The organism is Hymenobacter artigasi (genome assembly GCF_012275535.1).
Classification (GTDB): domain Bacteria; phylum Bacteroidota; class Bacteroidia; order Cytophagales; family Hymenobacteraceae; genus Hymenobacter; species Hymenobacter artigasi.
The window spans coordinates 436,208-457,924 of record NZ_JAAVTK010000002.1; the positions used below are offsets into that span (position 1 = coordinate 436,208).

At 60.8% G+C, this 21,717-nt stretch carries 21 protein-coding genes; 10 read left to right on the top strand and 11 right to left on the bottom strand.

From position 1 onward, the window contains the following. Positions 1-182: 182 nt before the first annotated feature. Together HBN54_RS05390 and deoC are read right to left on the bottom strand one after the other, a co-directional pair. Positions 183-719, bottom strand: coding sequence for a hypothetical protein (locus tag HBN54_RS05390; protein ID WP_168672130.1), 537 nt, complete (start codon positions 717-719; stop codon positions 183-185). 1 nt (position 720) lies between these two features. After that, positions 721-1,389 (bottom strand): deoxyribose-phosphate aldolase, encoded by a 669-nt coding sequence (deoC, locus tag HBN54_RS05395; RefSeq protein WP_168672131.1) that lies wholly within the window; start codon positions 1,387-1,389, stop codon positions 721-723. Between the two features lie 85 nt (positions 1,390-1,474). Between deoC and HBN54_RS05400 the strand changes: the two genes are divergently transcribed. Together HBN54_RS05400 and HBN54_RS05405 are read left to right on the top strand one after the other, a co-directional pair. After that, positions 1,475-2,650 carry an AAA family ATPase gene (locus tag HBN54_RS05400; RefSeq protein ID WP_168672132.1) on the top strand — a complete coding sequence of 392 codons (1,176 nt, stop codon included), beginning with the start codon at positions 1,475-1,477 and terminating at the stop codon, positions 2,648-2,650. Beyond that, the gene (locus tag HBN54_RS05405; protein WP_168672133.1) at positions 2,643-3,200 is read left to right on the top strand and encodes a hypothetical protein; all 558 of its coding nucleotides are present in this window, start codon (positions 2,643-2,645) and stop codon (positions 3,198-3,200) included. The genes HBN54_RS05400 and HBN54_RS05405 overlap by 8 nt, the downstream gene beginning before the upstream one ends. A gap of 78 nt (positions 3,201-3,278) precedes the next feature. Here HBN54_RS05405 and secA read toward each other — a convergent pair whose 3' ends face one another. From secA to HBN54_RS05425, 4 genes are all read right to left on the bottom strand, one after another. Next, positions 3,279-6,689 (bottom strand): preprotein translocase subunit SecA, encoded by a 3,411-nt coding sequence (gene secA, locus HBN54_RS05410; protein WP_168672134.1) that lies wholly within the window; start codon positions 6,687-6,689, stop codon positions 3,279-3,281. Between the two features lie 213 nt (positions 6,690-6,902). Further along, the gene (gene glf, locus HBN54_RS05415; protein WP_168672135.1) at positions 6,903-8,081 is read right to left on the bottom strand and encodes a UDP-galactopyranose mutase; all 1,179 of its coding nucleotides are present in this window, start codon (positions 8,079-8,081) and stop codon (positions 6,903-6,905) included. A 140-nt stretch (positions 8,082-8,221) separates the two neighbouring features. Next, on the bottom strand, positions 8,222-9,514 hold the full coding sequence (locus HBN54_RS05420) for a glycosyltransferase family 1 protein (RefSeq protein ID WP_168672136.1): 1,293 nt from the start codon (positions 9,512-9,514) through the stop codon (positions 8,222-8,224). A gap of 175 nt (positions 9,515-9,689) precedes the next feature. Continuing rightward, a complete protein-coding gene (locus tag HBN54_RS05425) occupies positions 9,690-10,205 on the bottom strand; it encodes a GNAT family N-acetyltransferase (protein WP_168672137.1) in 516 nt (171 codons plus the stop codon). A 186-nt stretch (positions 10,206-10,391) separates the two neighbouring features. Here HBN54_RS05425 and HBN54_RS05430 point away from each other — a divergent pair, with 186 nt between their 5' ends. From HBN54_RS05430 to HBN54_RS05450, 5 genes are all read left to right on the top strand, one after another. Further along, complete coding sequence (locus HBN54_RS05430; protein WP_168672138.1) at positions 10,392-10,844, top strand: MarR family winged helix-turn-helix transcriptional regulator; 453 nt, start codon at positions 10,392-10,394, stop codon at positions 10,842-10,844. Positions 10,845-10,878: 34 nt separating this feature from the next. Then, complete coding sequence (locus HBN54_RS05435; protein WP_168672139.1) at positions 10,879-11,313, top strand: organic hydroperoxide resistance protein; 435 nt, start codon at positions 10,879-10,881, stop codon at positions 11,311-11,313. 96 nt (positions 11,314-11,409) lie between these two features. Beyond that, a complete protein-coding gene (locus tag HBN54_RS05440; protein WP_168672140.1) occupies positions 11,410-12,408 on the top strand; it encodes an NADP-dependent oxidoreductase in 999 nt (332 codons plus the stop codon). 106 nt (positions 12,409-12,514) lie between these two features. Continuing rightward, entirely contained in the window at positions 12,515-12,823 is a 309-nt protein-coding gene (locus HBN54_RS05445) for a putative quinol monooxygenase (protein WP_168672141.1), read from the top strand. A gap of 44 nt (positions 12,824-12,867) precedes the next feature. After that, complete coding sequence (locus tag HBN54_RS05450) at positions 12,868-13,548, top strand: type 1 glutamine amidotransferase domain-containing protein (protein WP_168672142.1); 681 nt, start codon at positions 12,868-12,870, stop codon at positions 13,546-13,548. Positions 13,549-13,761: 213 nt separating this feature from the next. On the opposite strand, the gene dapF is transcribed toward HBN54_RS05450, so the two are convergent. Together dapF and HBN54_RS05460 are read right to left on the bottom strand one after the other, a co-directional pair. Next, complete coding sequence (gene dapF, locus HBN54_RS05455) at positions 13,762-14,559, bottom strand: diaminopimelate epimerase (protein ID WP_168672143.1); 798 nt, start codon at positions 14,557-14,559, stop codon at positions 13,762-13,764. A 253-nt stretch (positions 14,560-14,812) separates the two neighbouring features. Continuing rightward, a complete protein-coding gene (locus HBN54_RS05460) occupies positions 14,813-16,645 on the bottom strand; it encodes a peptidoglycan D,D-transpeptidase FtsI family protein (protein ID WP_168672144.1) in 1,833 nt (610 codons plus the stop codon). Between the two features lie 134 nt (positions 16,646-16,779). On the opposite strand from HBN54_RS05460, the gene HBN54_RS05465 reads away from it, so the two are divergent. Continuing rightward, positions 16,780-17,664, top strand: coding sequence for a class I SAM-dependent methyltransferase (locus HBN54_RS05465; protein ID WP_168672145.1), 885 nt, complete (start codon positions 16,780-16,782; stop codon positions 17,662-17,664). Positions 17,665-17,728: 64 nt separating this feature from the next. Here the strand turns inward: HBN54_RS05465 and HBN54_RS05470 are convergent, their stop codons facing one another. Together HBN54_RS05470 and HBN54_RS05475 are read right to left on the bottom strand one after the other, a co-directional pair. Further along, positions 17,729-18,064 (bottom strand): magnesium citrate secondary transporter, encoded by a 336-nt coding sequence (locus HBN54_RS05470; RefSeq protein ID WP_168672146.1) that lies wholly within the window; start codon positions 18,062-18,064, stop codon positions 17,729-17,731. Between the two features lie 31 nt (positions 18,065-18,095). Beyond that, complete coding sequence (locus HBN54_RS05475) at positions 18,096-18,398, bottom strand: hypothetical protein (RefSeq protein ID WP_168672147.1); 303 nt, start codon at positions 18,396-18,398, stop codon at positions 18,096-18,098. A 93-nt stretch (positions 18,399-18,491) separates the two neighbouring features. Here HBN54_RS05475 and HBN54_RS05480 point away from each other — a divergent pair, with 93 nt between their 5' ends. Both HBN54_RS05480 and HBN54_RS05485 read left to right on the top strand, forming a co-directional pair. Further along, the gene (locus tag HBN54_RS05480) at positions 18,492-19,448 is read left to right on the top strand and encodes a Ppx/GppA phosphatase family protein (RefSeq protein WP_168672148.1); all 957 of its coding nucleotides are present in this window, start codon (positions 18,492-18,494) and stop codon (positions 19,446-19,448) included. 136 nt (positions 19,449-19,584) lie between these two features. Next, positions 19,585-20,646 carry an Ldh family oxidoreductase gene (locus HBN54_RS05485; RefSeq protein ID WP_168672149.1) on the top strand — a complete coding sequence of 354 codons (1,062 nt, stop codon included), beginning with the start codon at positions 19,585-19,587 and terminating at the stop codon, positions 20,644-20,646. A 92-nt stretch (positions 20,647-20,738) separates the two neighbouring features. Here the strand turns inward: HBN54_RS05485 and HBN54_RS05490 are convergent, their stop codons facing one another. Continuing rightward, the gene (locus HBN54_RS05490; RefSeq protein WP_168672150.1) at positions 20,739-21,587 is read right to left on the bottom strand and encodes a murein L,D-transpeptidase catalytic domain family protein; all 849 of its coding nucleotides are present in this window, start codon (positions 21,585-21,587) and stop codon (positions 20,739-20,741) included. Between the last annotated feature and the right edge of the window lie 130 nt (positions 21,588-21,717).

Here is a 21,717-nt window from a genome sequence, read left to right on the forward strand (position 1 = left end):
TATAGGTGGGGTTTTTTTCCCAAACACAAATTTGGGGGGGTTTACTTGTTTCACGTGGGCCCCACCCCACCATTCAACACGCGGTGCGCCATTCTAACACCGACTTCACCGCCCCCGTCCGAACCTTCGGCTCGAACATCCCCTCCTTAAAAAAGGAGGGGAGTTTGCTGTTCCATCAGCTTCTACGGGGTCTTGTTCAGCAGCACTTGCGTGGGTTCGAGCTCCAGCTTGGGCGTGAGACCACGCAGGCGGGCAATGGCGCGGGCCGCCTCCAGCTTGGTGAGGTAGTCGCCGATATACAGCCGGTAAACCGGCGATTTGAAGGTAATATAGTCCGTCTCATCGGGGTAGCGGCCGATTACGGTGCGGCGGATGGCCATCACCTGGTCGCGCTCGATGCCGAGGTACACCAGCAGGCGGTAGCCTTGGGCATACTTCACGTTTTGGTTGGTGAAGGCCTGGTCGCGCAGGCGCTGCTCTACCGGGGCGTTGACGTGGTTGGTAGGCAGCACGTTCGTTTTGGCGGGCGCGGTGGCCGCGATGGGCGTGGCTTTGGGCGCGGCAAAGGCGGGGCGATACTTCGTCACGTCCTCGGCGGGTAGGGCAGGCGCTGCAGCGGCTTTTTTGAGCGTGGTATCAACGGGCGCGCTGGCGCGGGGGGCCTGAGGGGTGGTGCCGGCGCAGGCCGTGAGACCGAAAAGCAGGGAGGCAACGAGCATCTTAGGCAGCATTCGGTTCATCGGTTTCAGCAATCATGGCCAAGCTATTGGATGCGCCGATGCGGTCGGCGCCGGCGGCCACCAGGGCCAGCGCGGCTTCGCGGGTGCGGATGCCCCCGGCGGCCTTGATGCGTACGGAATCGGGCAGGGAACGGCGCATGAGCGCAATATCGGCCACCGAAGCGCCCCGGCTGGCAAAGCCAGTGGAGGTTTTCACGAAATCGGCCTCGCCTTCCACGCACAGGCGGCAGGCCAGCACAATCTCCTCCTCCGTGAGCAAGGCCGTTTCAATTATGACCTTGAGCAGGGCCTGGTGGACGTGGCACAAATCGGCCAAATCCAGGATTTCGGCCTGAATGGCATCGGCTTTGCCCGATTTCAGGGCCGAGATGTTGATGACCATGTCCAGTTCCGTCGCGCCGTCATACAGCGCCACTTCGGCTTCCTTGAACTTGGCGGCCGAGGTGGCGTAGCCCAGTGGAAACCCCACCACGGTGCAAATGCCCACCGCCGTGCCTTCCAGCTTAGCCGTAGCCAGGGCCACGTAGCACGGCGGCACGCACACCGTGGCGAAGCCGTGGGCGGCGGCCTCTTCGCAAAGCTGAATGATTTGCGCTTCCGTGCAGTCGGGGCGCAGCAGGGTGTGGTCGATTCGGGCGGCGAGGGTCATGGGGCAAAGGTACGGCGGGCAGTAGTGCTGGCGTTGGCCTACACCTTACGCTTTGCCCGTACTTTTGGCCAAAGCCCCGCTCCCCATGGAAAACGACATCAAGTTCCTGCGCATCCAGAATTTCAAGTCAATCAAGGACATCACGCTGCACCCGCGCCGGGTGAACCTGATTATCGGCGAGCCCAACGTGGGCAAATCAAACCTGCTGGAAGCTATGACGCTGCTGGGCGGCATCACCTACGAGCAGACCGAGAAATTCATGGGCAGCTTCATCCGGTACGAAGAGCCGCGCCAGCTGTTTTATGATAATCTGGTGGGGAATACGATTAAGGTGGAGACAGATAAGGATGTGGCGGTGCTGTTCTTTGATAAGAGGGCTAGTCGCTTTAAATTCTTGTTTTGCGATTTAGACTTTTATCAGGAGTTAGCAGGAGCTAATGATTCTATTGTGTCCAATCAAGTTGTTGGAGAAATGGAACAGGTTGTAATGCATGGTCTGCCAAGATTGGATTTAGAAGCTACAGCCGAATCTAGCCTTTGTGAATTTGTATACACAGAGCTTGATGCACAAGCAACATTTACCGTTGATGGCAAAGTTGGATTCCGAGAGAATTGGCTATTATCCCCGTTTTATTTTACACCAAAACCATACACTTTTCGCAAAGGCACCTTAGTTAATCAGGATTCTGGAAATGCATACTTAAATCCTCCTTATGGTGATAACCTAATTGAAATCATTCAAGGATACCCCCAGCTACGGCAAGAAGTGGGACGCATGTTTGAGCATTACAATCAGAAATTACAATTAAGAATGGACGAGCGGCGGCTCGAAATCATCAAGGACCAAGACGGCATCATCTATTCCTACCCCTACTCCAGCGTCGCCGACACCCTCCAACGCATCATCTTCTACCTAGCCGCCATCGAGAGCAACGACGATGCGGTGCTGCTATTTGAAGAGCCCGAGGCGCACTCGTTTCCGGTATATGTGTCTAAGCTGGGCCGGCGTATTGTGGAGAGCACCAGTAATCAGTTCTTCATCGACACACACAGCCCCTACCTCATCACCGAGATACTGGAAACCATGCTCACCGACGACGCGCAGGCTGGTGAGTTGGCCATGTTCGCAGCCTATTATGAGGACCACCAAACCAAGGTGCACCAGCTCAGCGACGAGGAAATTCGCAGCATTCGCAACGATGGTATTGATGTGTTCTACAACATGAAGCGGTTCACGACCGGCGCGGCCTCCAATGCCTGAAAACGTCCTGTTCGTACCCGAGTGCCACGTCGATACCGCCCTCACCCGCACCCTCCTCGCCGACCGGCTCACCTTCATCAACCACCAGCACGGCATATCCAAAGTAGCCAACGTACTGCGCGACCAAGCCAAATCGGGCAAAGCGCGCTTTGTGGTAGGCATGGTGGATAAGGACAAGAAGTTCGCCGATGTGCATTACCTGCGCCCGTTTGCCAATTCCCGGCCCGTGGCCGCCCGCCTCGGCCCCGACTGCCGCTATTGCATCTACCAGCACCCGGCGCATGCTAGCCACTACCTCATCGTGATGGAGCCCGCCTGCGATACCTGGATTTTCGAGGCCGCCCACGCCTCCGGCTTGGCCCTGGCTGACTTCGGCCTGCCTCCCACCCTGCCGGCTTTCATCGAAGTAATGAAAGACGAGGACACCGAAGACAAACCGCAATTAATTCGTCTGCTCCGCGCCATCCAGCAGGCCCAGCCCCCCGCCTACCGCGAGCTGGCTGAATTCGTGGCCGATGTCATGGACCAGAACAGCAGGCTCTGGCAGTAGCACCAACCACACAAAAAAGGCGGCCTCCCAAATGGGATGGCCGCCTTTTTAACTTTTAACTATCAACTTTTAACTCCCTTAATCCACCAGCACGGCGCGGCCGGTTTCCACGTCCTGCTCCACGGACTTGTACTTCACGTCGCGCTTCACGGTGCCGTCCATGTACTGCACGTTCACTTTGTCGTTGCGGTTGGCCACTTTTTGGCTGCGCACGGGCACCTGTTTCTCAGCAGCCTGGGGCGACTGGTAGTCGGGGCCCATGTCCTCGGGGCCAGCGCCGAGCGAGTCGAGGTTACTCTCGTGCTCTACGGTGAGCTGGGGCTGGGGCTCCTCGTCTTCGAGGTAGTAGTCCTGCTCTTCATTGGTGCCCACCATGCTGGTGTTCACCGGCACATCGGCGTGGAAGAGGAAGGCGGTGGTTTCCTCGTTCACCTTGCCAATCATGCGCTTGAATAGCTCGAAGCTCTCGAATTTGTACACCAGCAGCGGGTCTTTCTGCTCGTACACGGCGTTTTGCACAACCTGTTTCAGGTCGTCCATCTGGCGCAGGTGCTGGGTCCAAGCCGTGTCGATGACCGACAGCACCACCACTTTCTCCATCTGGCGGAGGATGTCGTGGCCACCGGTGGCCTGGGCGCGGCGCAGGTTGGCAATGGCCTGCACCTGCTTCTTGCCATCGGTGAAGGGCACGGCGATGTTCTCATAGGGTGCGCCGTTGCTCAGCAGGTCGTTCACCAGTGGCAGCGAGTTGCTGGCGATGTGCTCGTTCTTGCTCTGGAAGTAGCCCAGGGCCTCATCGTACAGCTTCTGCGTAAGAGCAGGAACCTGCAGGCTAGTCAAATCCTGCGCTGAGAGGTAAGTATCGTAGCCTAATACCTTGATGACGTTCAGCTTGAAATCCTCGAAATCGCCCGTGATTTTGTGGCCGGCGGCGATGTCCTCGCTCACGTCGTAAATCATGTTGAGAATGTCGACTTCCATGCGGTCGCCGTGCAGGGCGTTGCGGCGGCGCTTGTACACCACTTCGCGCTGGGCATTCATCACGTCGTCGTACTCCAGCAGGCGCTTGCGGGTGCCGAAGTTGTTCTCCTCCACTTTCTTCTGAGCACGCTCGATGGAGTTGGTAATCATCGAGTGCTGAATCACTTCGCCCTCTTCCATGCCCATGCGGTCCATCAGCTTCGCAATCCGGTCGGAGCCGAACAGGCGCATCAAGTTGTCTTCAAGCGACACGAAGAACTGCGAGGTGCCGGGGTCGCCCTGACGGCCGGCGCGGCCCCGCAGCTGGCGGTCTACGCGGCGGCTTTCGTGGCGCTCGGTGCCAATGATGGCCAGGCCACCCGACGCCTTGGAGGTTTCACGCAGCTTGATGTCGGTACCCCGGCCGGCCATGTTGGTAGCGATGGTCACAGTGCCGGGGTAGCCGGCGGCGGCCACAATCTCGGCCTCGCGCTGATTCTGCTTGGCGTTCAGTACTTGGTGCTGAATGCCGCGCAGCTTGAGCATGCGTGACATCAGCTCCGAAATTTCTACCGATGTGGTACCCACCAGCACCGGCCGGCCGGCTTCCACCAGCTTCTGGATTTCGAGGGCTACGGCGTTGTATTTCTCACGCACCGTTTTGTACACCTGGTCATCGGAATCCTGGCGCGAAATCACCCGGTTGGTGGGAATCACCACCACGTCGAGCTTGTAGATTTCCCAGAACTCGCCGGCTTCGGTTTCGGCCGTACCGGTCATGCCGCACAGCTTGTGGTACATGCGGAAGTAGTTCTGCAGCGTTACGGTGGCGTAGGTCTGCGTCGCGTCTTCCACGCGCACATTTTCCTTGGCCTCAATGGCTTGGTGCAGGCCATCGGAGTAGCGGCGGCCTTCCATTACGCGGCCAGTCTGCTCGTCCACGATTTTCACCTTGCCGTCGTCGGTCAGGATGTACTGGTCATCCTTCTCAAACAGCGTGTAGGCCTTCAGCAGCTGGTTCACGGTGTGCACCCGCTCGCTTTTCTCGTTGTAGTCGCTCATCAGTTTTTCCTTCTGATGCAGCTTCTCTTCGGCGGTGAGGCCGGTATTTTTCTCGATGTCGGCAATGGCCATTCCGATATCGGGCATGATGAACAACTGCGGGTCTTCGCCCTGCGCCGTAATCAAATCCAGGCCTTTTTCGGTCAGCTCAATCTGGTTGTTCTTCTCGTCAATGGTGAAGAACAGCGTTTCATCAGCCTTGGGCATCTGGCGCGAGTTGTCGGCCAGGTAGTGGTTCTCGGTAGCCAGCAATATGGCGCGGATGCCGGGCTCCGAGAGGTACTTGATGAGGGGCTTGCTCTTGGGCAGGCCGCGGTGGGCGCGGAACAGCATCAGGCCGCCCTCGCCGTTTTTGTCGCCGGGCTCCACCCCGGTTTTGCCGGCGGCAATCTGCTTGCGGGCTTCCACGAGGTAGGCCTGCACCACTTTTTTCTGTTCGTCCACGATGCGCTGAATGCGCGGCTTAAGCTGGTAGAACTCGTGCACATCACCGCGCGGCACCGGGCCGGAGATAATGAGCGGCGTCCGCGCATCGTCAATCAGCACGGAGTCTACTTCGTCGACCATGGCAAAGTGGTGCTTGCGCTGCACCAACTCCTCGGGGTCGCGGGCCATGTTGTCGCGCAGGTAGTCGAAGCCGAATTCGTTGTTGGTGCCGTAGGTAATATCGGCCTGGTAGGCGGCGCGGCGCTCGGGCGTGTTGGGCTGGTGCTTGTCGATGCAGTCCACGGTGATGCCGTGGAACTCGAACAGCGGCGCGTTCCATTCGGAGTCACGCTTGGCCAGGTAGTCGTTCACCGTCACCAAGTGCACGCCGCGCTTCGAGAGCGCATTCAGGAACGAGGGCAAAGTAGAAACCAGCGTTTTGCCTTCGCCCGTGGCCATTTCCGATATTTTGCCCTGGTGCAGCACCACGCCGCCAATCAGCTGCACGTCGTAGTGCACCATGTCCCAGACGATTTCGGCACCGGCAGCCAGCCACTTGTTGCTCCAGATGGCTTTATCGCCCTCGAAGGTCACGTTGCCGTGGGTAGCGGCGTATTCGCGGTCGCGGGCATTGGCGGTTACTACCAGCTGGCCGTTGTCCTTGTAGCGGCGGGCAGTGTCCTTCACAATGGCGAAAGCCACGGGCAGCACCTCCAGCAGCACGGCTTCGAGGTCCTTGTTGCGCTGCTTTTCCAGCGCGTCAATCTGCTCGAACAGCACTTCTTTCTGCGCCACATCCAGCTGCAGCTGCGTGTCGATTTGCTGGTGCAAACCGGCAATCTGGCCGTCGAGGCCAGCGAGGCGCTCGGCAATGCGGGCGCGCACGGCGTCGGTCTGGTCGCGCAGCTGGTCATCGGTCAAACCGGCCAGTTTGGCATATTCGGCATTAATCAGCGCCACGTAGGGCACGATTTCCTTTAAATCACGCTCCGACTTGGAGCCGAATATTTTGGCGACGGTCTTGCCTAGGAAGTCAAACATCAGGTAGTTTTTATAGCGAAATGCGTTTGCGCGCACCTCAAATTTACGGAGCGTTCTGCTAAAACCGTCCCAAAACGAAAAGCCCCGCCAAATTGGCGGGGCCTGACTACTGTACCGTAAGCTTCAGCTTGCGACGAGCAGAGCGAGTATCGGTCCCGCTCCGTGTAGCAATTATACTCGCTTTGCTCGTCGCAAGCTGAAGCTTACGGTACGTTACTCCTGTTTTGGCGAGCGGCTTATCAGCTTCTCGACCAGCGCGGTGCTGCCGGAGATAGCGGGCAACGCGGGCTTGCTGGCATTTTCCTTCTCGGTCAGCTTCTTGTAGAGCGTTAGGGCCTGAGCCACTACCTGGTCCATGTTGTAGTACTTGTAGGTGGCGAGGCGGCCTACAAAATGCACGCCCGACGTTTCGTCGGCCAGCTTCTTGTACTTGTTGTACAGCTCGGCGTTTTCGGGCATCGGGATGGGGTAGTACGGGTCGCCCTCAGCCTGCGGGTATTCGTACACAATGGCCGTTTTGGGGTGTTCCTGACCGGTGAGGGCCTTGAACTCAGTGATGCGCGTGTAGAGGTTATCGTTGGGGTAGTTCACCACGGGGGCGGCGAGGTGCTTCTCCTTGTTCAGGGTTTCGTGCCGGAATTCGAGCGAGCGATAGGGCAGCTTGCCGAACTTGAAGTCGAAATACTCATCTACCGGGCCGGTGAAAATCATTTCCTTGAAGGGAATGAAGTCCATGATTTCGTGGTAGTCCGTATTCAGCATCACCTTGATATTCGGGTGGTTGAGCATGTTCTCAAACATCCGGGTGTAGCCGTGCAGGGGCATGGCCTGGTAGGTGTCGGTAAAGTACCGGTCGTCGCGGTTGGTGCGGGTGGGCACGCGGCTGGTCACCGACTTATCGAGCTGCGAAGGGTCGAGGCCCCACTGCTTGTTGGTGTAGTTCTTAAAGAATTTGTTGTACAGCTCGCGGCCTACTTTGCTCACCACCACGTCTTCCGACGTCTTGATGACATCGACCTGCTCGGCCACGGAGGCGAAGAATTCTTCCACCTCGAAGCTGGTCAGGTTCAGACCGTAGAGCTTGTTGATAGTGTCCAGGTTGATGGGCATCGGCACGTGCTGGCCATCCACAGACGCGAGCACGCGGTGCTCGTAGGGGCGCCAGTCGGTGAAGTTGCCGAGGTACTCGAACACGTCTTTCGAATTGGTGTGAAAGATGTGCGGGCCATACTTGTGCACCAGAATGCCGTCCTCGTTGTAATGGTCGTAGGCGTTGCCGGCAATGTGGCTGCGCTTGTCAATTACGAGGACTTTTTTGTTGCTGCGGGTGGCCAGCCGCTCGGCCAGCACGCTGCCGGCAAAACCGGCCCCAACGATGAGGTAATCAAACATAGTGCTGTGTATGGAAAGTGGTAAGAAAGGGACGTTTTATTTTTTTTAATCAGCTGATAATCAGCATATATGCCATAAAACCAAGGCGCAATTCGTCGGCCAGGCGCGGCTTGGGCCGGCCCTTCCCGACGGCCAAGAGGCTAGGCGATGGGCGGCAGCGTTACTTCCGATACTTTGGTGGGCATGAGCGGCACACCGGTCATGGTGGTGGAAGCGTCGGGCTTTTTGGCACCCAGGCGGGCCTGCATCAGGCTCACCATTTGCTGCCAGGTCTGGTCCCAGGAAATGGTGGCCAGGTAATCGTCGGTGCGCTGGCGCCAGTCGGCGTCTGTGCGCTGGGTGAGGGCTTTGGCAATGGCGGCACCGAAATCGGCGGCGTTATCGGCGATGTGCACCAGCTTGAGGTCGCCGTAGGGCCGCACCACGTCGCGGATGGGCGTGCTCACCACGGGGTTGCCAGCGGCGAGATATTCAGGCGTTTTAGTAGGCGAAATAAACTTGGTGCTTTCGTTATCAGCAAACAGCAGCGTGGCTACATCCCAACCCTTTAAATAGGCGGGCAGTTCCTTATAATCCTTGCCGCCGAGGTAATGCACGTTGGGGGTGCGCGGCAGGGTAGCCGGGTCAATCTTCACCACCGGGCCAATGATGACAAACTGCCACTCGGCGTGGTTCTCCGCCAGCTCGCGCAGCAGCTCAATATCCAGCCGCTCGTCCACCACGCCGAAGAAGCCGATGCGGGGGTGCGCAATGCCGGCCTGGTCGGCGGGCTCGGCCATGGGGCCCCGCGCCTGGCCAAAGTGGGCTTTGTCGATGCTGCTCGGGAAGGGGTGCGCGTCAGGGTGCTGCTCGCGCTTGGATTCGTAGAGCGTGTGGCCGCCGGTGAACACGAGGTCGGCTTTGGCGAAGAGCTCCTGCTCGCGCTTTTTGAGCTCGGGCGGGGCAAACTTGAAGGCCGCCAGCTCGTCCATGCAATCGTACACGGTGAGCTTGGGCGTGAACTGGCGCGACTTGCCCAGGGCCATGGGCGTGTAGTACCAGAACACGTAGTTCGTGACGCTCTGCTCGGCAAAATAATGGCTCAGTACTTCGAACTGGGCCTGGTCGGCGGCGGCTTCGTCCTCGCGCAGGCGCGCGGGCAGGTGCACCACCACTACTTTCACGCCGTTGTCGCGGAGCTTGATTTCGACGTGCGGCTCAACCAGGTTATCGTGGTGGTAGAAAGCGTCTTCGACATAAAACACCCGGCCGTACTGGGCAAAGCGCGACAGCAGGTGCTGGGGGCGCTGCCACACAAAATCCCAATGCAAATGCGCGAAGCACACCAGGTCGGGCAACGTATAAGGAGCGTTATTTTCGGCAGCTGATTCGCTGGGCCGGGCAGCGGTGGCAGAGGCGCGTAAAGGCACTTCCACCGTCGAAGAAGGGGGCATGAAACTTGGCAGGAAAAGGGGTTTCGCGCCGCGCCGGAGGGACTCTCTACCTACGCAGCCGGGACGCTTGCAAGGGTATACGCAGCCCTTCGGCCAAAGGATATAGCCCAGCTTACTTTGCTAAGCACATGCCAACGCTACACGCTATCAGGACAATATAAAGCTATCAGATTTTTTATATCCCGGCCGAAGGCTGGAGCAGGCACTGCCATTCCACGGCATCCTGCCAGCCAGTAGCGGTGCGCAACCAGCTGTGCCGAATGCCCACGCGCCGGAACCCAGCGGCGCGAAACAGCTTCAGACTCGCGGCATTATCAGCACCTACGGTCGCGTAAATCTGGTGCAGGCGCAGCAGCTGGCGAGCGTGGTTTTTTAGTAGCTCCAGGGCCTGGCGGGCATAGCCGTGGCGGCGCTCGCTGACCAGAATGGTGATGCCCACACCCGCCCGCAGGTGCAGCGGGTCGAAGTCGAACAGGTCGACGACACCCACGGCCGGGCTGCCAATCTCAGTAGTAATCACCAGCCGCAGCTGGCGCACTACGTAGAAATCCGCGCCGGCGTGCGCCAGGTATTCGCGCAGGGCGTGGCGCGACACCGGGGCCAGCGTATCCGACACGCCCCAGATGTCGGGGTCGTTTTCGAGGGCGTAGAGGAATTCGAGGTCGTCGGGTTCGAGGGCGCGCAGGTGCATGGTGAGGTAAAGGTATTGCGGAGCTTGTAGCACATGCTTTAGCTTGTGCCCGTGGGGCAACGTCCGCTCAACGCCGCCCAAGCTAAAGTATGTGCTACAAGCAGGGCTACTTCCAGGTAATAGAAAAATAAATTGTGCACAATCAAACATTACACAACCGTTATCCGTTTATCCATTTGAAACCACATGGCAACTCCTCCTACCCCATCCGCTAAGAACTCGCTGCTGAAGCTGGAAAACCAGCTGTGCTTCCCGTTCTATGCCGTGTCGCGGCTGCTCACCAAGGCCTACCAGCCGCTGTTGCAGGCCCTCGACCTTACCTACCCGCAGTACCTCGTGTTTCTGCTGCTGTGGGAGCACGAGCAGCTCACGGTGAAGGAGCTGGGCGAAAAGCTGCTGCTCGACTCGGGCACGCTCACGCCGCTGCTCAAGCGCATGGAGCAGAAGCAGTGGCTCAGCCGCCGCCGCGACCCGCGCGACGAGCGGTCGGTTATCATCGCGCTACTGCCGGCGGGCCGAGCTCTCGAAGCCCGGGCCGACCAGATTCCGCTGCTCATGCTCGACAAGATGCAGATGTCGGAAGGCGAGATAACGGCCCTGCGCACCCACCTTACCCACTTACTTACCCAGTTGGCTTAGCGGCCAGCGCTCAACTTTTTTCTTACCCAATCCGATGAAAATCGAAAAAATCTTCACTGCCCAGGCTTTGGCCAAAGGCGGCCGCGACGGCCACGTTAGCTCCAACAACAACGTTCTTAACCTGACCCTGAGCACGCCCAAAGAGATGGGCGGCCCCGGCAAAGCCGGCGCCACCAACCCCGAGCAGCTGTTTGCCGCCGGCTACGCCGCCTGCTTCGAAGGCGCGCTGGGCGTGGCTGCTCGCCAAGCCAACGTGCGCCTCAACAACGTGACCGTGGAGGCCCTCATCGGCTTCGGTCAGGCCACGGACGGTGGCTACGGTATCTCGGCCGATTTGCACGTAAACCTGCCCGGCTTCGAACAGAAGCAGGCCGAGGAGCTGGTGGAAGCCGCTCACGGCATCTGCCCCTACTCGCGCGCTACCAAGGGCAATATCGAGGTGAGCCTTACCACCACGACCAACGCCTAAGCGCGCTGGCTTTCGGGCCGGCCAAGTTGAAATAGCCGTGCCGCCACCACGCTGGCACGGCTATTTTTTATTCACTGAACTCAATACCTCATACCTATGAAAACGCAAGCTATTCTGCTCGCCAGCCGTCCCCAGGGCGAGCCCACGGCCGAGCAATTCCAGTTCGAAACCCGCGAAACGCCCGCCCTTGCCGCCGGCCAGGTACTGCTAAAAACGCGGTACGTGTCCGTCGACCCCTACATGCGGGGCCGGATGAGCGCGGCCAAATCGTACGTGGCCCCGTTTGAAGTGGGCCAGCCCATTGCGGGTGGCGTAGTAGCTGAGGTTGTTGAAAGCCAGAGCGATGACTTGGCTGTAGGTACCACCGTAGTGGGCAACCTGCCCTGGCAGGAGTTCAGCGTGGCCGATGCCAAAACCCTGAACCCCGTGCCCGTGGACAAAGCGCCCGCCAGCTACTTCCTGGGCCTGCTGGGCATGCCCGGCCTCACGGCCTATTTTGGCCTGCTCGACATCTGCCAGCCCAAGGTCGGCCAAACGGTGGTGGTATCTGGCGCGGCCGGGGCCGTGGGCCTGATTGTGGGCCAGCTGGCCAAGATTCAGGGCTGCCGGGTGGTTGGCACGGCGGGCTCCGACGAGAAAGTGGCCCACCTCAAAGCCCTGGGCTTTGACGAAGCCATCAACTACAAAACCACGCCCGACATTGCCAAGGCACTAGCCGCCGCCGCCCCCAACGGCGTGGACTGCTACTTCGACAACGTGGGCGGGGCCATCACCGATGCCGTGTACGACCTGCTGAACAAGCACGCCCGCATTGCCCTCTGCGGCCAGATTTCAACCTATAACGCCACCGAAACGCCCACCGGCCCTCGCCCCGAAGGCAAGCTCCTGAAAACGAGCACCAAGCTGCAGGGATTCATCGTGAGCGACTACTACAGCCGCTGGCCCGAGGGCGTGGCCAAGCTCACGGAGTGGTACGCCGCCGGCCAGCTGAAAGGCGAGGAAACCGTTACGGAAGGCTTCGACCAGATTCCGGCGGCTTTCCTGGGCTTGTTCAAGGGTGAGAATACCGGCAAAGCCGTGGTGAAAGTGGCGTAATGTAGGGGCGGGGCCTGCCCCCGCCCGCCGTTCGCGCCGCTGAGAAACCTGTGCAACAATTCCGTTCAACGACGGGCGGGGGCAGGCCCTGCCCCTACATTACGCCATGTCCTCCAACAAATCCATTATCTGCGTAGCTGCCCACTTCCAGGCCCAGACCGGCCAGGAAGAAACCGTGCGCCAGCTGCTGTTGCAAGCCGCCGCTGCCGTGCGGGCCGATGAGCCCGGCAACCTGATATACACCGCGCACCAGGACCCGAAAGAGCCCACTAAGTTCTTCATTTACGAGCAGTACGCCGACCAGACGGCCCTCGAAGCCCACCGCGACTCGGCTCACTACCAGGAGTTGGTGGTGAAGCAAATAGGGCCGCTGCTGGCTGAGCGTGCCGTGACTTTTTACCAGCTGCTGGACTAACGCCGGCCGCTCTTTTTTTCCATTACCACTAAAACCCAGACACCATGAAAATTGCAATGATTTTGACCTCGCACGACGAACTCGGCAACACCGGCCACAAAACCGGTTTCTGGCTCGAAGAATTCGCCGCGCCTTACTACACCTTCATCGATGCCGGCGCTGATGTTACGCTCGCTTCGCCCAAAGGCGGCCAGCCGCCCCTCGACCCCAAAAGCGACGACCCCAGCGCCCAGACCGATGCTACCAAGCGCTTCAAGGCCGACACCGCCGCCCAGCAAGCCCTGGCCAGCACGGTGACGCTCGACACCATCAAGGCCGACGATTTTGATGCCGTGTTCTACCCCGGCGGCCACGGCCCCCTGTGGGATTTGGCCGAAGACAAGAAGTCCATCGCCTTCATCGAAGCCATGTACAACGCCGGCAAGCCGGTAGCCGCCGTGTGCCACGCCCCCGGCGTGCTGCGCCACGTGAAAGCCGCCAACGGCGAGCCCCTGGTGAAAGGCAAGTCGGTAGCCGGCTTCACCAACACCGAAGAAGAAGCCGTGCAGCTGACCAACGTAGTGCCTTTCCTGGTGGAAGACATGCTGAAAGAAAATGGTGGCGAGTACTCGAAAGGTGCCGACTGGGCACCCTACGTGGTATCGGCCGGCAACCTGATTACGGGCCAGAACCCCGCCTCGTCGGAGAAAGCCGCTGAAGAGCTGCTGGCGATGCTGAAGAAGTAGCCTCACGGGTCACCTCACCCCCTGCCCCCTGCCGGGCACGGCCCCTCTCCCGCGGAGAGGGGGCACCGGTTTTGAGCGGACGAACTCGCTTCGTATGAAAATAGCCCGCCATTAAGCGGGCTATTTTTTTGTCATTACAGCATATCCGGTGCTCCCTCTCCGCGGGAGAGGGGCCGTGCCCGGCAGGGGTCAGGGGGTGAGGTTGACGTTAGGCTAAATCTCCCCACCGAAAACCCGCGTAGCCGGCCCGCTCAGCCACACATTCTCAAAGCCGCCATCGGGGCGCTGCTCGAAGCTTACTTCCAGCTCGCCGCCCATGGTTTGCAGGCGCACGGGCGAGGTAGCGCCGCGCTGCGAGGCCGCCAGGGCCACGGCCGTTACGCCGGTGCCGCAGCTCAGGGTTTCGTCTTCTACGCCGCGCTCGTAGGTGCGCACGGGCCAGGGCTGGGTGGGGTCGGCGGGTATTTCTACGAAGTTGACATTGGTACCGGCCGGGCTGTAAGCCGGGTTATGCCGGATTTCGTGTCCGGTGCCGTACACGTTGAACTCGGCCAGCTTCTGTCCTTCTTCAGGGTCGAGGAAATGAATGTGGTGGGGCGAGCCGGTGTGCAGGAAAACGTCGGCCTCCCCTACCCCGGCTTTTTGAGCGGCGGCCACGTCTATCATGCGCAGGCGCACGGTGCCGTCGGGCTCCACGCGGGCTTCGTGGGGGCCGTCCACGGCCAGGAAATGGGTTTCGTCGCCGATGAGGCCGAGGTATTTGGCAAAGGCCACAGTGCAGCGGCCGCCGTTGCCGCACATGGAGCTGGGGCGGCCGTCGGCGTTGAAATACACCATTTCAAAGTCGAAATCGGGCTTGTTGCGCAGCAGAATCAGGCCGTCGGCCCCAATGCCGAAGCGGCGGTCGCAGAGCCGGGCAATCAGCGGCTGGTCGGTTTCGTCGAAAGCGTGAGTACGGTCGTCTATCATGACGAAGTCGTTGCCGGTGCCCTGATATTTATGGAATTGCATGGTGCAAAAGTAATGGGTGGTGGGTCGGGCCCTGGCGGCGTCGTCCTTCGCGTACGCCTCATCCCCCGGCCCCTTCTCCGAAAAAGGAGAAGGGGTGCGTTCAACGAGTTCCAGAACTACTTCCTCAACGAGACTCCGTGGCTCCCCTTCTCCTTTTCGGAGAAGGGGCCGGGGGATGAGGCGCACGCGAAGGACGACGACGCCGGAACGTAATGGGTAAACGGAGAGGTGCTCGTGGGCGGCCCGCGCCACCCTAATCCTCAATCTTCGCCCGGCGCTTGATGCGCGACTCCCAGTGCTTGCGCTTGGGCGCAATGCTGCCCTTCAGGTATTTCTCCATCACCATCACGGCGCAGGGCGCGGCGGCGGTGGCCCCGAAACCGGCATTTTCGAGGTACACGGCCACGGCAATGCGCGGGTTGTTGGCGGGGGCGAAGCCGACAAAGGTTGCGTGGTCGTCGCCTTCGTCGTTTTGCACGGTACCGGTTTTGCCGGCCACGGTGATGCCCACATCGGCTAGGCTGGAGGTTTCGGCGGTGCCGCCGCGCTGCATCACGGCAATCATGCCGGGGACGAGGGCGGCCAGGTTGGCGCTGTCGACCAAGGTATAGTGCTTTTCGGTGAAGCGGGGCAGCGGGCCGCCGTCGCCCACGCTGCGCACCAGGTGCGGCCGGATGTACCAGCCCCGGTTGGCAATGATGGCGGCCATATTGGCCATTTGCAGGCCGGTGAGGTTGATTTCGCCCTGCCCGATGCTGAGTGAGTAGATGGACCGGTAGGTCCAGTGCGTGGTGCGGCGGGCTTTGTCGTAGTAAGCGGGCGTGGGCAGGAAGCCGGGGGCCTCGCGCGGCACATCCACGCCCAGCACCGAGTCGAGGCCGAAGGACCGCACGTAGCGGCGCCACTGGGCCAGGTTGGCGTGGCGGGCGGCCACGGTATCGGTGGCGAGGCTGTCGGGCATACGGCTGATGATGTTGCGCATCACCTGGTAGAAGTAGGGATTGCAGCTGTACTGCAGGCCGATGGTCAGGTTTTTACCGGGCGGGTGGTGGTGCACGCAGCTGATGAGTGACTGGTCGCAGTGAAAGCCGGTTTGGGGCGTGATGGCTCCCAGCTGCAGGGCCACGGCGGCATTCACGAGCTTGAACACCGAGCCCGGCGGGTTGGCCAGCATGGCGGGCCGGTTCACCAAGGGCATGTCTTCGCTTTGCAGCAGCTTGGCGCGCACGCCGGCCTGGTCGGGCGCGGTGAGGGTGCGGGCCGAAAACGTGGGCCCCGATACGAAACAGAGAATTTCGCCGGTGCGCGGGTCGAGAGCCACCAGGTAGCCCTTGCGGCCCCCAATCAGGCTCTCGGCGTAGGCCTGCAGCCGGGCGTCGAGGCTGAGGTGCAGGTCCTGACCGACCTGCTGGATGGTATCGGGGGCCCAGGTGCCGTGCTCTTGGTTGGCGGAATCGAGCAGCGGATGCAATATGCCGCCGTGGCCCGTGAGCAGGCCATTATAGTACGCCTCCACGCCCCCGTTGCGCAGCCGGAAAAACCGTCCCCGCCGGTAGCGGCTGGCTTGGTTTAGGAACGACTGCGCTTCGGCAGTCATGTAACCTAGGGCAGGAGCGCCGGCCTGGGTCGTGTACACGCGCCGCATGCGCTCGGTGAGCTTGAGGTCGGGCCATTCTTTTTGGTGCGCTTTCACGCGCTCGGCCTCGGCTTTGCTCAGGCTGAGTTGCACGGGGTAGCCGGCGGGGGCTTCCTCGTAAGGCAGGGCATCGGCGATGCGCTGTTTGGTGGCCACGGGGCCCCAGCCCAGGAGCTTGCCCAGCGCCAGGGTATCGAGCGGCGGGCGGCGGGGCAGACTGAGCAGGTACTGCGCGCGGGTGGCCACCAGCACCGAGTCGTTGCGGTCGAGCACCCGGCCGCGGGCGGAAGTATTGGGTACCACCACGCGGCAGCGGGTGTAGGCGGTGCTGGTATCCGGGGCTGGCGCGGATGCTTCTCCTTGCTGCGGGTTGGGCGATGAGCAGGCCGTGACCAGTAACAATAGTGTTGCGATGAAGCTCATTTTCCAGTTATTAGCGGATTTAAGCATTCGGTAAAGCTAATAGTTTGTGAAGCGCGGCAGGGCGCTTCTTCGATGGATACGTACGGAGGCAGTACGAAACCGGGAACCTACGCGCCGGGCGCTTTGCTCAAACGGCCCGGCCCTACCTTTGCGGCCTGCTTATGTACGACTTCCTCACCACCTCCCCCTGGCCCGATTACGAGCTGATTGATTCCGGCAACTTTCAAAAGCTCGAGCGCTTCGGCCCCTACGTGCTGGCCCGGCCCGAGCCGCAAGCCATCTGGGACCCGCACCTGCCTATCAAGGAATGGGAAAAAGCCGATGCTGCTTTCGCCCGCGCTCCCGGCTCCACCGAAAAAGGCCAGTGGCGCCTCAAGCCCAGCATGCCCGAGCAGTGGGTGATTGCCTACGAGCGGCCCGATGGCCTGAAGCTGAAATTCCGCCTCGGCCTGTCGTCGTTTAAGCACGTGGGCCTGTTTCCCGAGCAGGACCCCAACTGGCAGTTCATCTACAACCAGACCCGGCTGCGCCGCGCCAAGCTGCCCCGCGTGCTCAACCTGTTTGCCTACACGGGGGCCGCCACGCTGGCCGCCCGCGCCGCCGGGGCCGATGTTACGCACCTCGATTCGGTGAAACAGGTCAACTTCTGGGCCCGCGACAACATGGAGGCCAGCCAGCTCGACGGCGTGCGCTGGCTGGTGGAAGACGCCATGAAGTACGTGCGCCGCGAAGTGAAGCGCGGCAGCAAGTACCAGGGCCTCATTCTCGACCCGCCCGCCTACGGCCGCGGCCCCAACGGCGAGAAATGGCAGCTCGAGGACGAGCTCAACGAAATGCTCAAGCTCAGCCAGCAGCTCCTCGACCCGGAAGACCATTTTTTCGTGGTGAACCTCTATTCGCTGGGCTTCTCAGCCCTGATTCTGGACAACCTGACCACCGCCATTTTTCCCGGTGAGAAGACCGTGCGCGAGCTGGGCGAGATTTACCTGCACGATGCCGGCCAGCGCAAGCTGCCGCTGGGCACGTTCTGCCGGTTCGCGGTGTGAGTGAGGTAAGCTTTAGCTTGCCGTTTTGGGAAACCCAAGGCCTCAAAACCCGGCAAGCTAAAGCTTACCGCACGCGCTTATTCATCCACAGCTGGAAAATGAGCGCCCCGGCCGCGTAAGCCAGCACGTCCCACGGGTCGGCCACGGCTTGGGCCGACCAAAGCGGCAGTAGGCCTTCGAACCACAGCGCTACGCCGGCCCAGGCGGCGAGCACCCAGGTACCGGGCAGCGTGGCATGGCGGCCGTACACCATTTGGTGCGCAGCCAGGGCCAGGCTGAGCGCCAGGGGCAGAAACAGCACATCGCCCAGATACGAGCCAAGGCCGGCTGGCAGGGGTATTTGCAGCCAGTGCCTGTTCAGCTGGTAGCTGCCATACAGCAGCGCACTACCTAAAAACATGGGGTGGCGAAGCCCGGCCAGCACCCGCATATCAAGCCGCCAGCGCGGTTACCAGCCACACAATGAAGCCCAGAATGGCCACGAATAGCAGCTGCCCGCCCCGCACGATGGTCTTGAAAAACCGCACCATGCCGCCATCTTCGGGGTATATTTCCACGAGCTGAATGCCCCCGCGCAGGTGCTCCGTGGCTGCGCGCTGCCGGGTTTCCTCGTGTGTGCGCGGGTCCAGCAGCGCGCCGCAGTGTTCGCAACGGTCGGTGGCTTGCTGCTGCCAGTGCGACCACTGCTGACAGGCCGGACACTTCTTCGTTGAAATAAAATTTTTATCAGCCATCGCTCTTTCTTTACGTAGGAAGCAAGCGCATGTTCGGGCGCTTCGGCTAAGCCCCATCGCACCCTTCGTTGCCATTGCCATATTTTCTTCTCAATGCATCACGCCCATTCTCACCCCCGCCGCCTTGCCCTGATTGATATGGGCACCAACACGTTCCACCTGCTTATTGTGGAAATGCCCACCACGCCCGGCCAGCCACCGGTGGTCGTGCTGCGCACCAAAGCCGGCGTGCGCCTGGGCGAAGGCGGCATCAGCCAGGGCATCATCGCCCCGGCGGCCTACGACCGCGCCCTGCACACGCTGGCTGGCTTCAAGGAGGAAATGGAGCTGCACGCCGTGACGGAGGTGCGTGCCACCGCCACCAGCGCCATGCGCGTCACGAAAAATGGTCCCGATTTGGTGCGCGAAATTTTCGAGCAAACCGGCATTCAGGTTAACGTGATTCCTGGCGAGCGCGAGGCCGAACTAATCTGCCAGGGGGTGCGCCAGGCCGTGGATTTGGGGGAGGAATCGCAGTTGATAATGGACATCGGCGGCGGCTCGGTGGAGTTCATCATTGCCAATCAGGCCACCATTTTCTGGAAGCAGAGCTTCGAAATCGGAGCCCAGCGCCTGTTGGATATGTTCTTCCCCGACCCCAGCGGCGTATTCCCCGCCGCCGCCGTCGAGGCCGAGCAGCAGTACCTCGGCACAATGCTCACGCCGCTCATCGAAGCCGTGCGGCAGTACCGGCCCGTGGGCATTGTGGGCGCATCCGGCAGCTTCGACAGCCTGGCCGACATGCAGCTCGGCCAGCTGCGCACCGAGGCCGAGCTGCCGCCCTGCACCGAGCTGGCCCTCGAATCATTCCAAAGCAGCTACCGCCACCTGCTCGGCGGCAACCACGAGCAACGCAAGGCCCTGCCCGGCATCCTGCCCATGCGGGCCGATATGCTGGTTGTAGCCACCGTGCTGATTGATTTCGTGCTGGGCATCACGGAAATTACGCGGATTCGTACGTCGGCTTATGCGCTCAAGGAAGGGCTTTTGGCGGAGATGCTGGCCGTCTAATTTACTTTGAGCGTCATGCAGCGCGCCACGAAGCATCTTGCCAGCAGTCACTAAACCAATCGAATGGATTAGTAGTGCGGTAAAGATGCTCCGCTGCGCGCTGCATGACGTCCCCATTTTCCCGATTCCTCAAGACATGACCTTCTCCTACAGCCAGCTTTTCACCTTCACCGAAAACGTTTTTCTCGCCATGGGCTGCCCGGCCGAGGATTCCACCCTCGCCACCGAAACCCTGCTTTCGGCCGACTTGCGCGGCGTGGATTCTCACGGTGTGGCCCGCCTGGTGGGCTACGTGCGCCTGTGGGAAGCCGGCCGCATCAACGCCACGCCCCGCGTGGGCGTGACCTACGAAACGCCCAGCACCGCCGTGGTGGACGGCGATGGCGGTCTGGGCCTGGTAGTAGGCCCCCGGGCCATGCACGTGGCCATTGAGAAAGCCCGGCAGGTAGGCACCGGCTGGGTTTCGGTGAAGAACTCCAACCACTTCGGCATTGCCGGCTACCACGCCATGTTGCCGCTGGCACACGACATGATTGGCATCGCCATGACCAATGCCTCGCCGCTCGTCGCGCCCACCTTCTCGCTCGACCGCCTGCTTGGCACCAACCCCATTGCCGTGGCCGTGCCCGCCGGCGAGCAGTCCGATTTCGTGCTCGACATGGCCACCACTACCGCCGCCAACGGCAAGCTCGAAATTGCCCAGCGCAAGGGCTTACCCCTGCCCGAAGGCTGGGCCCAAACTGCCGACGGCCAGCCCAGCACCGATGCCAATGCCGTGAAAAACGGCGGCGCGCTGCTTCCTCTGGGCGGGGCTACCGGCTCGCACAAGGGCTACGGTCTGGGCGCGGTGGTCGATATTTTCTCGGCCGTGCTCTCCGGGGCGAACTACGGGCCGTGGGTGCCGCCCTTCGTGGCCTTCCTCCAGCCCTCGGCCAACCCCGTGGGGCAGGGCCTGGGCCATTTCTTTGGCGCAATGCGCGTCGATGCCTTCCGGCCCGCCGACGAGTTTAAAACGCATATGGATAACTGGATTACCACCTTCCGCAACGCCCAGGCCGTGGAAGGCAAAAAAGTCCTCATCCCCGGCGACCCGGAGCGCGAAATGGCCGCCCATCGCCTGCTGGACGGTATTCCGCTGCTTGATGCCGTGGTGAAGGATTTGGAAGGAGTGGGCGCGAAGTTTGGCGTGAAGCTGTAGCATTTCGCCTTTATTCCGACAGCCAGCCAAAAACAAAAAGGCTCCCTGCTTGCGCGGGGAGCCTTTCTCAATAATATCAGCGGTGCTGAAACCTACGAGATGCCGTGGGCCGTGGCGTGGGGCACCATAGCAGCCATAGCCACTTGCTGGTTCAAAAACTGCGACGAGTAGCCTGCGTCCGACTTGTTCAGAAACAGGCAAGTGCCACCGTTCACCACGTCGATAATCTGCGAATACTGGTCCATGGGCAGGGCAGGGCAGCCGAGGCTGCGGCCCAAGCGGCCGTTCTGCTTGATAAAGTCTTCGCTCACATAATCAGCGCCGTGCATCACGATGGAACGGGCCGCGGCGTTGCTGTTCACGCCTTCGTCCATGCCTTCGAGGCGCAGCGAATGGCCGTGCTTGCCCTCATATTCGCTGCCGGTGGCATAAAAGCCCAGGCTGCTCATATTGCTTTGGTCGGTGTTGGAAAAGCTGCTGGCTTCGTTCTCGCCCGAGTTGTGGCCGTGGGCCACGAGGGTATGGAAGAGAACTTCCTTCTTGCCCAAATCGAGCACCCAGAGGCGTTTTTCGGTGCTGGGCAGGTCGAAGTCAATAACCGTCAGCACCTGCTTGTCCTCGGCCAGCTTGCCGGCCTGGCGCAGGTTGAGGTAACCGGTCATGGCCTTGGCAAAGGTTTCGAAACGCAGCCCTTCCTGCTCGGCCCCGAGGGCTTTGTAGGTGGTACGCAGCTCCTGGTCGAACTGGGCTTTAGGCGAAAATTCTATTTTGGGCATCCGCAACTCGTTGCGCGAGCCGACAGCCATCGATTTGGTGACAGGGCCGGCCATGGGCGTAGCCAAAAACAACGAGGCCAAAAACGGCAGAACGCGGCGCGCCATGCGCTGACGACGCAGGCTTTGGCGTTTGCGCTGAACAATGCTGGGCTGATGCGAATGCATAATCGAAGTGGCTGGTTGGAGAAACAAAAGCAGCCGGCGCACGGGCGACAGCTGTTTCGGATGCTTTATACGGAGTGGAAATTCCGGCGGCTACTTTAAAAACGATTTGCCGGGCTAAATGATTCCGTTG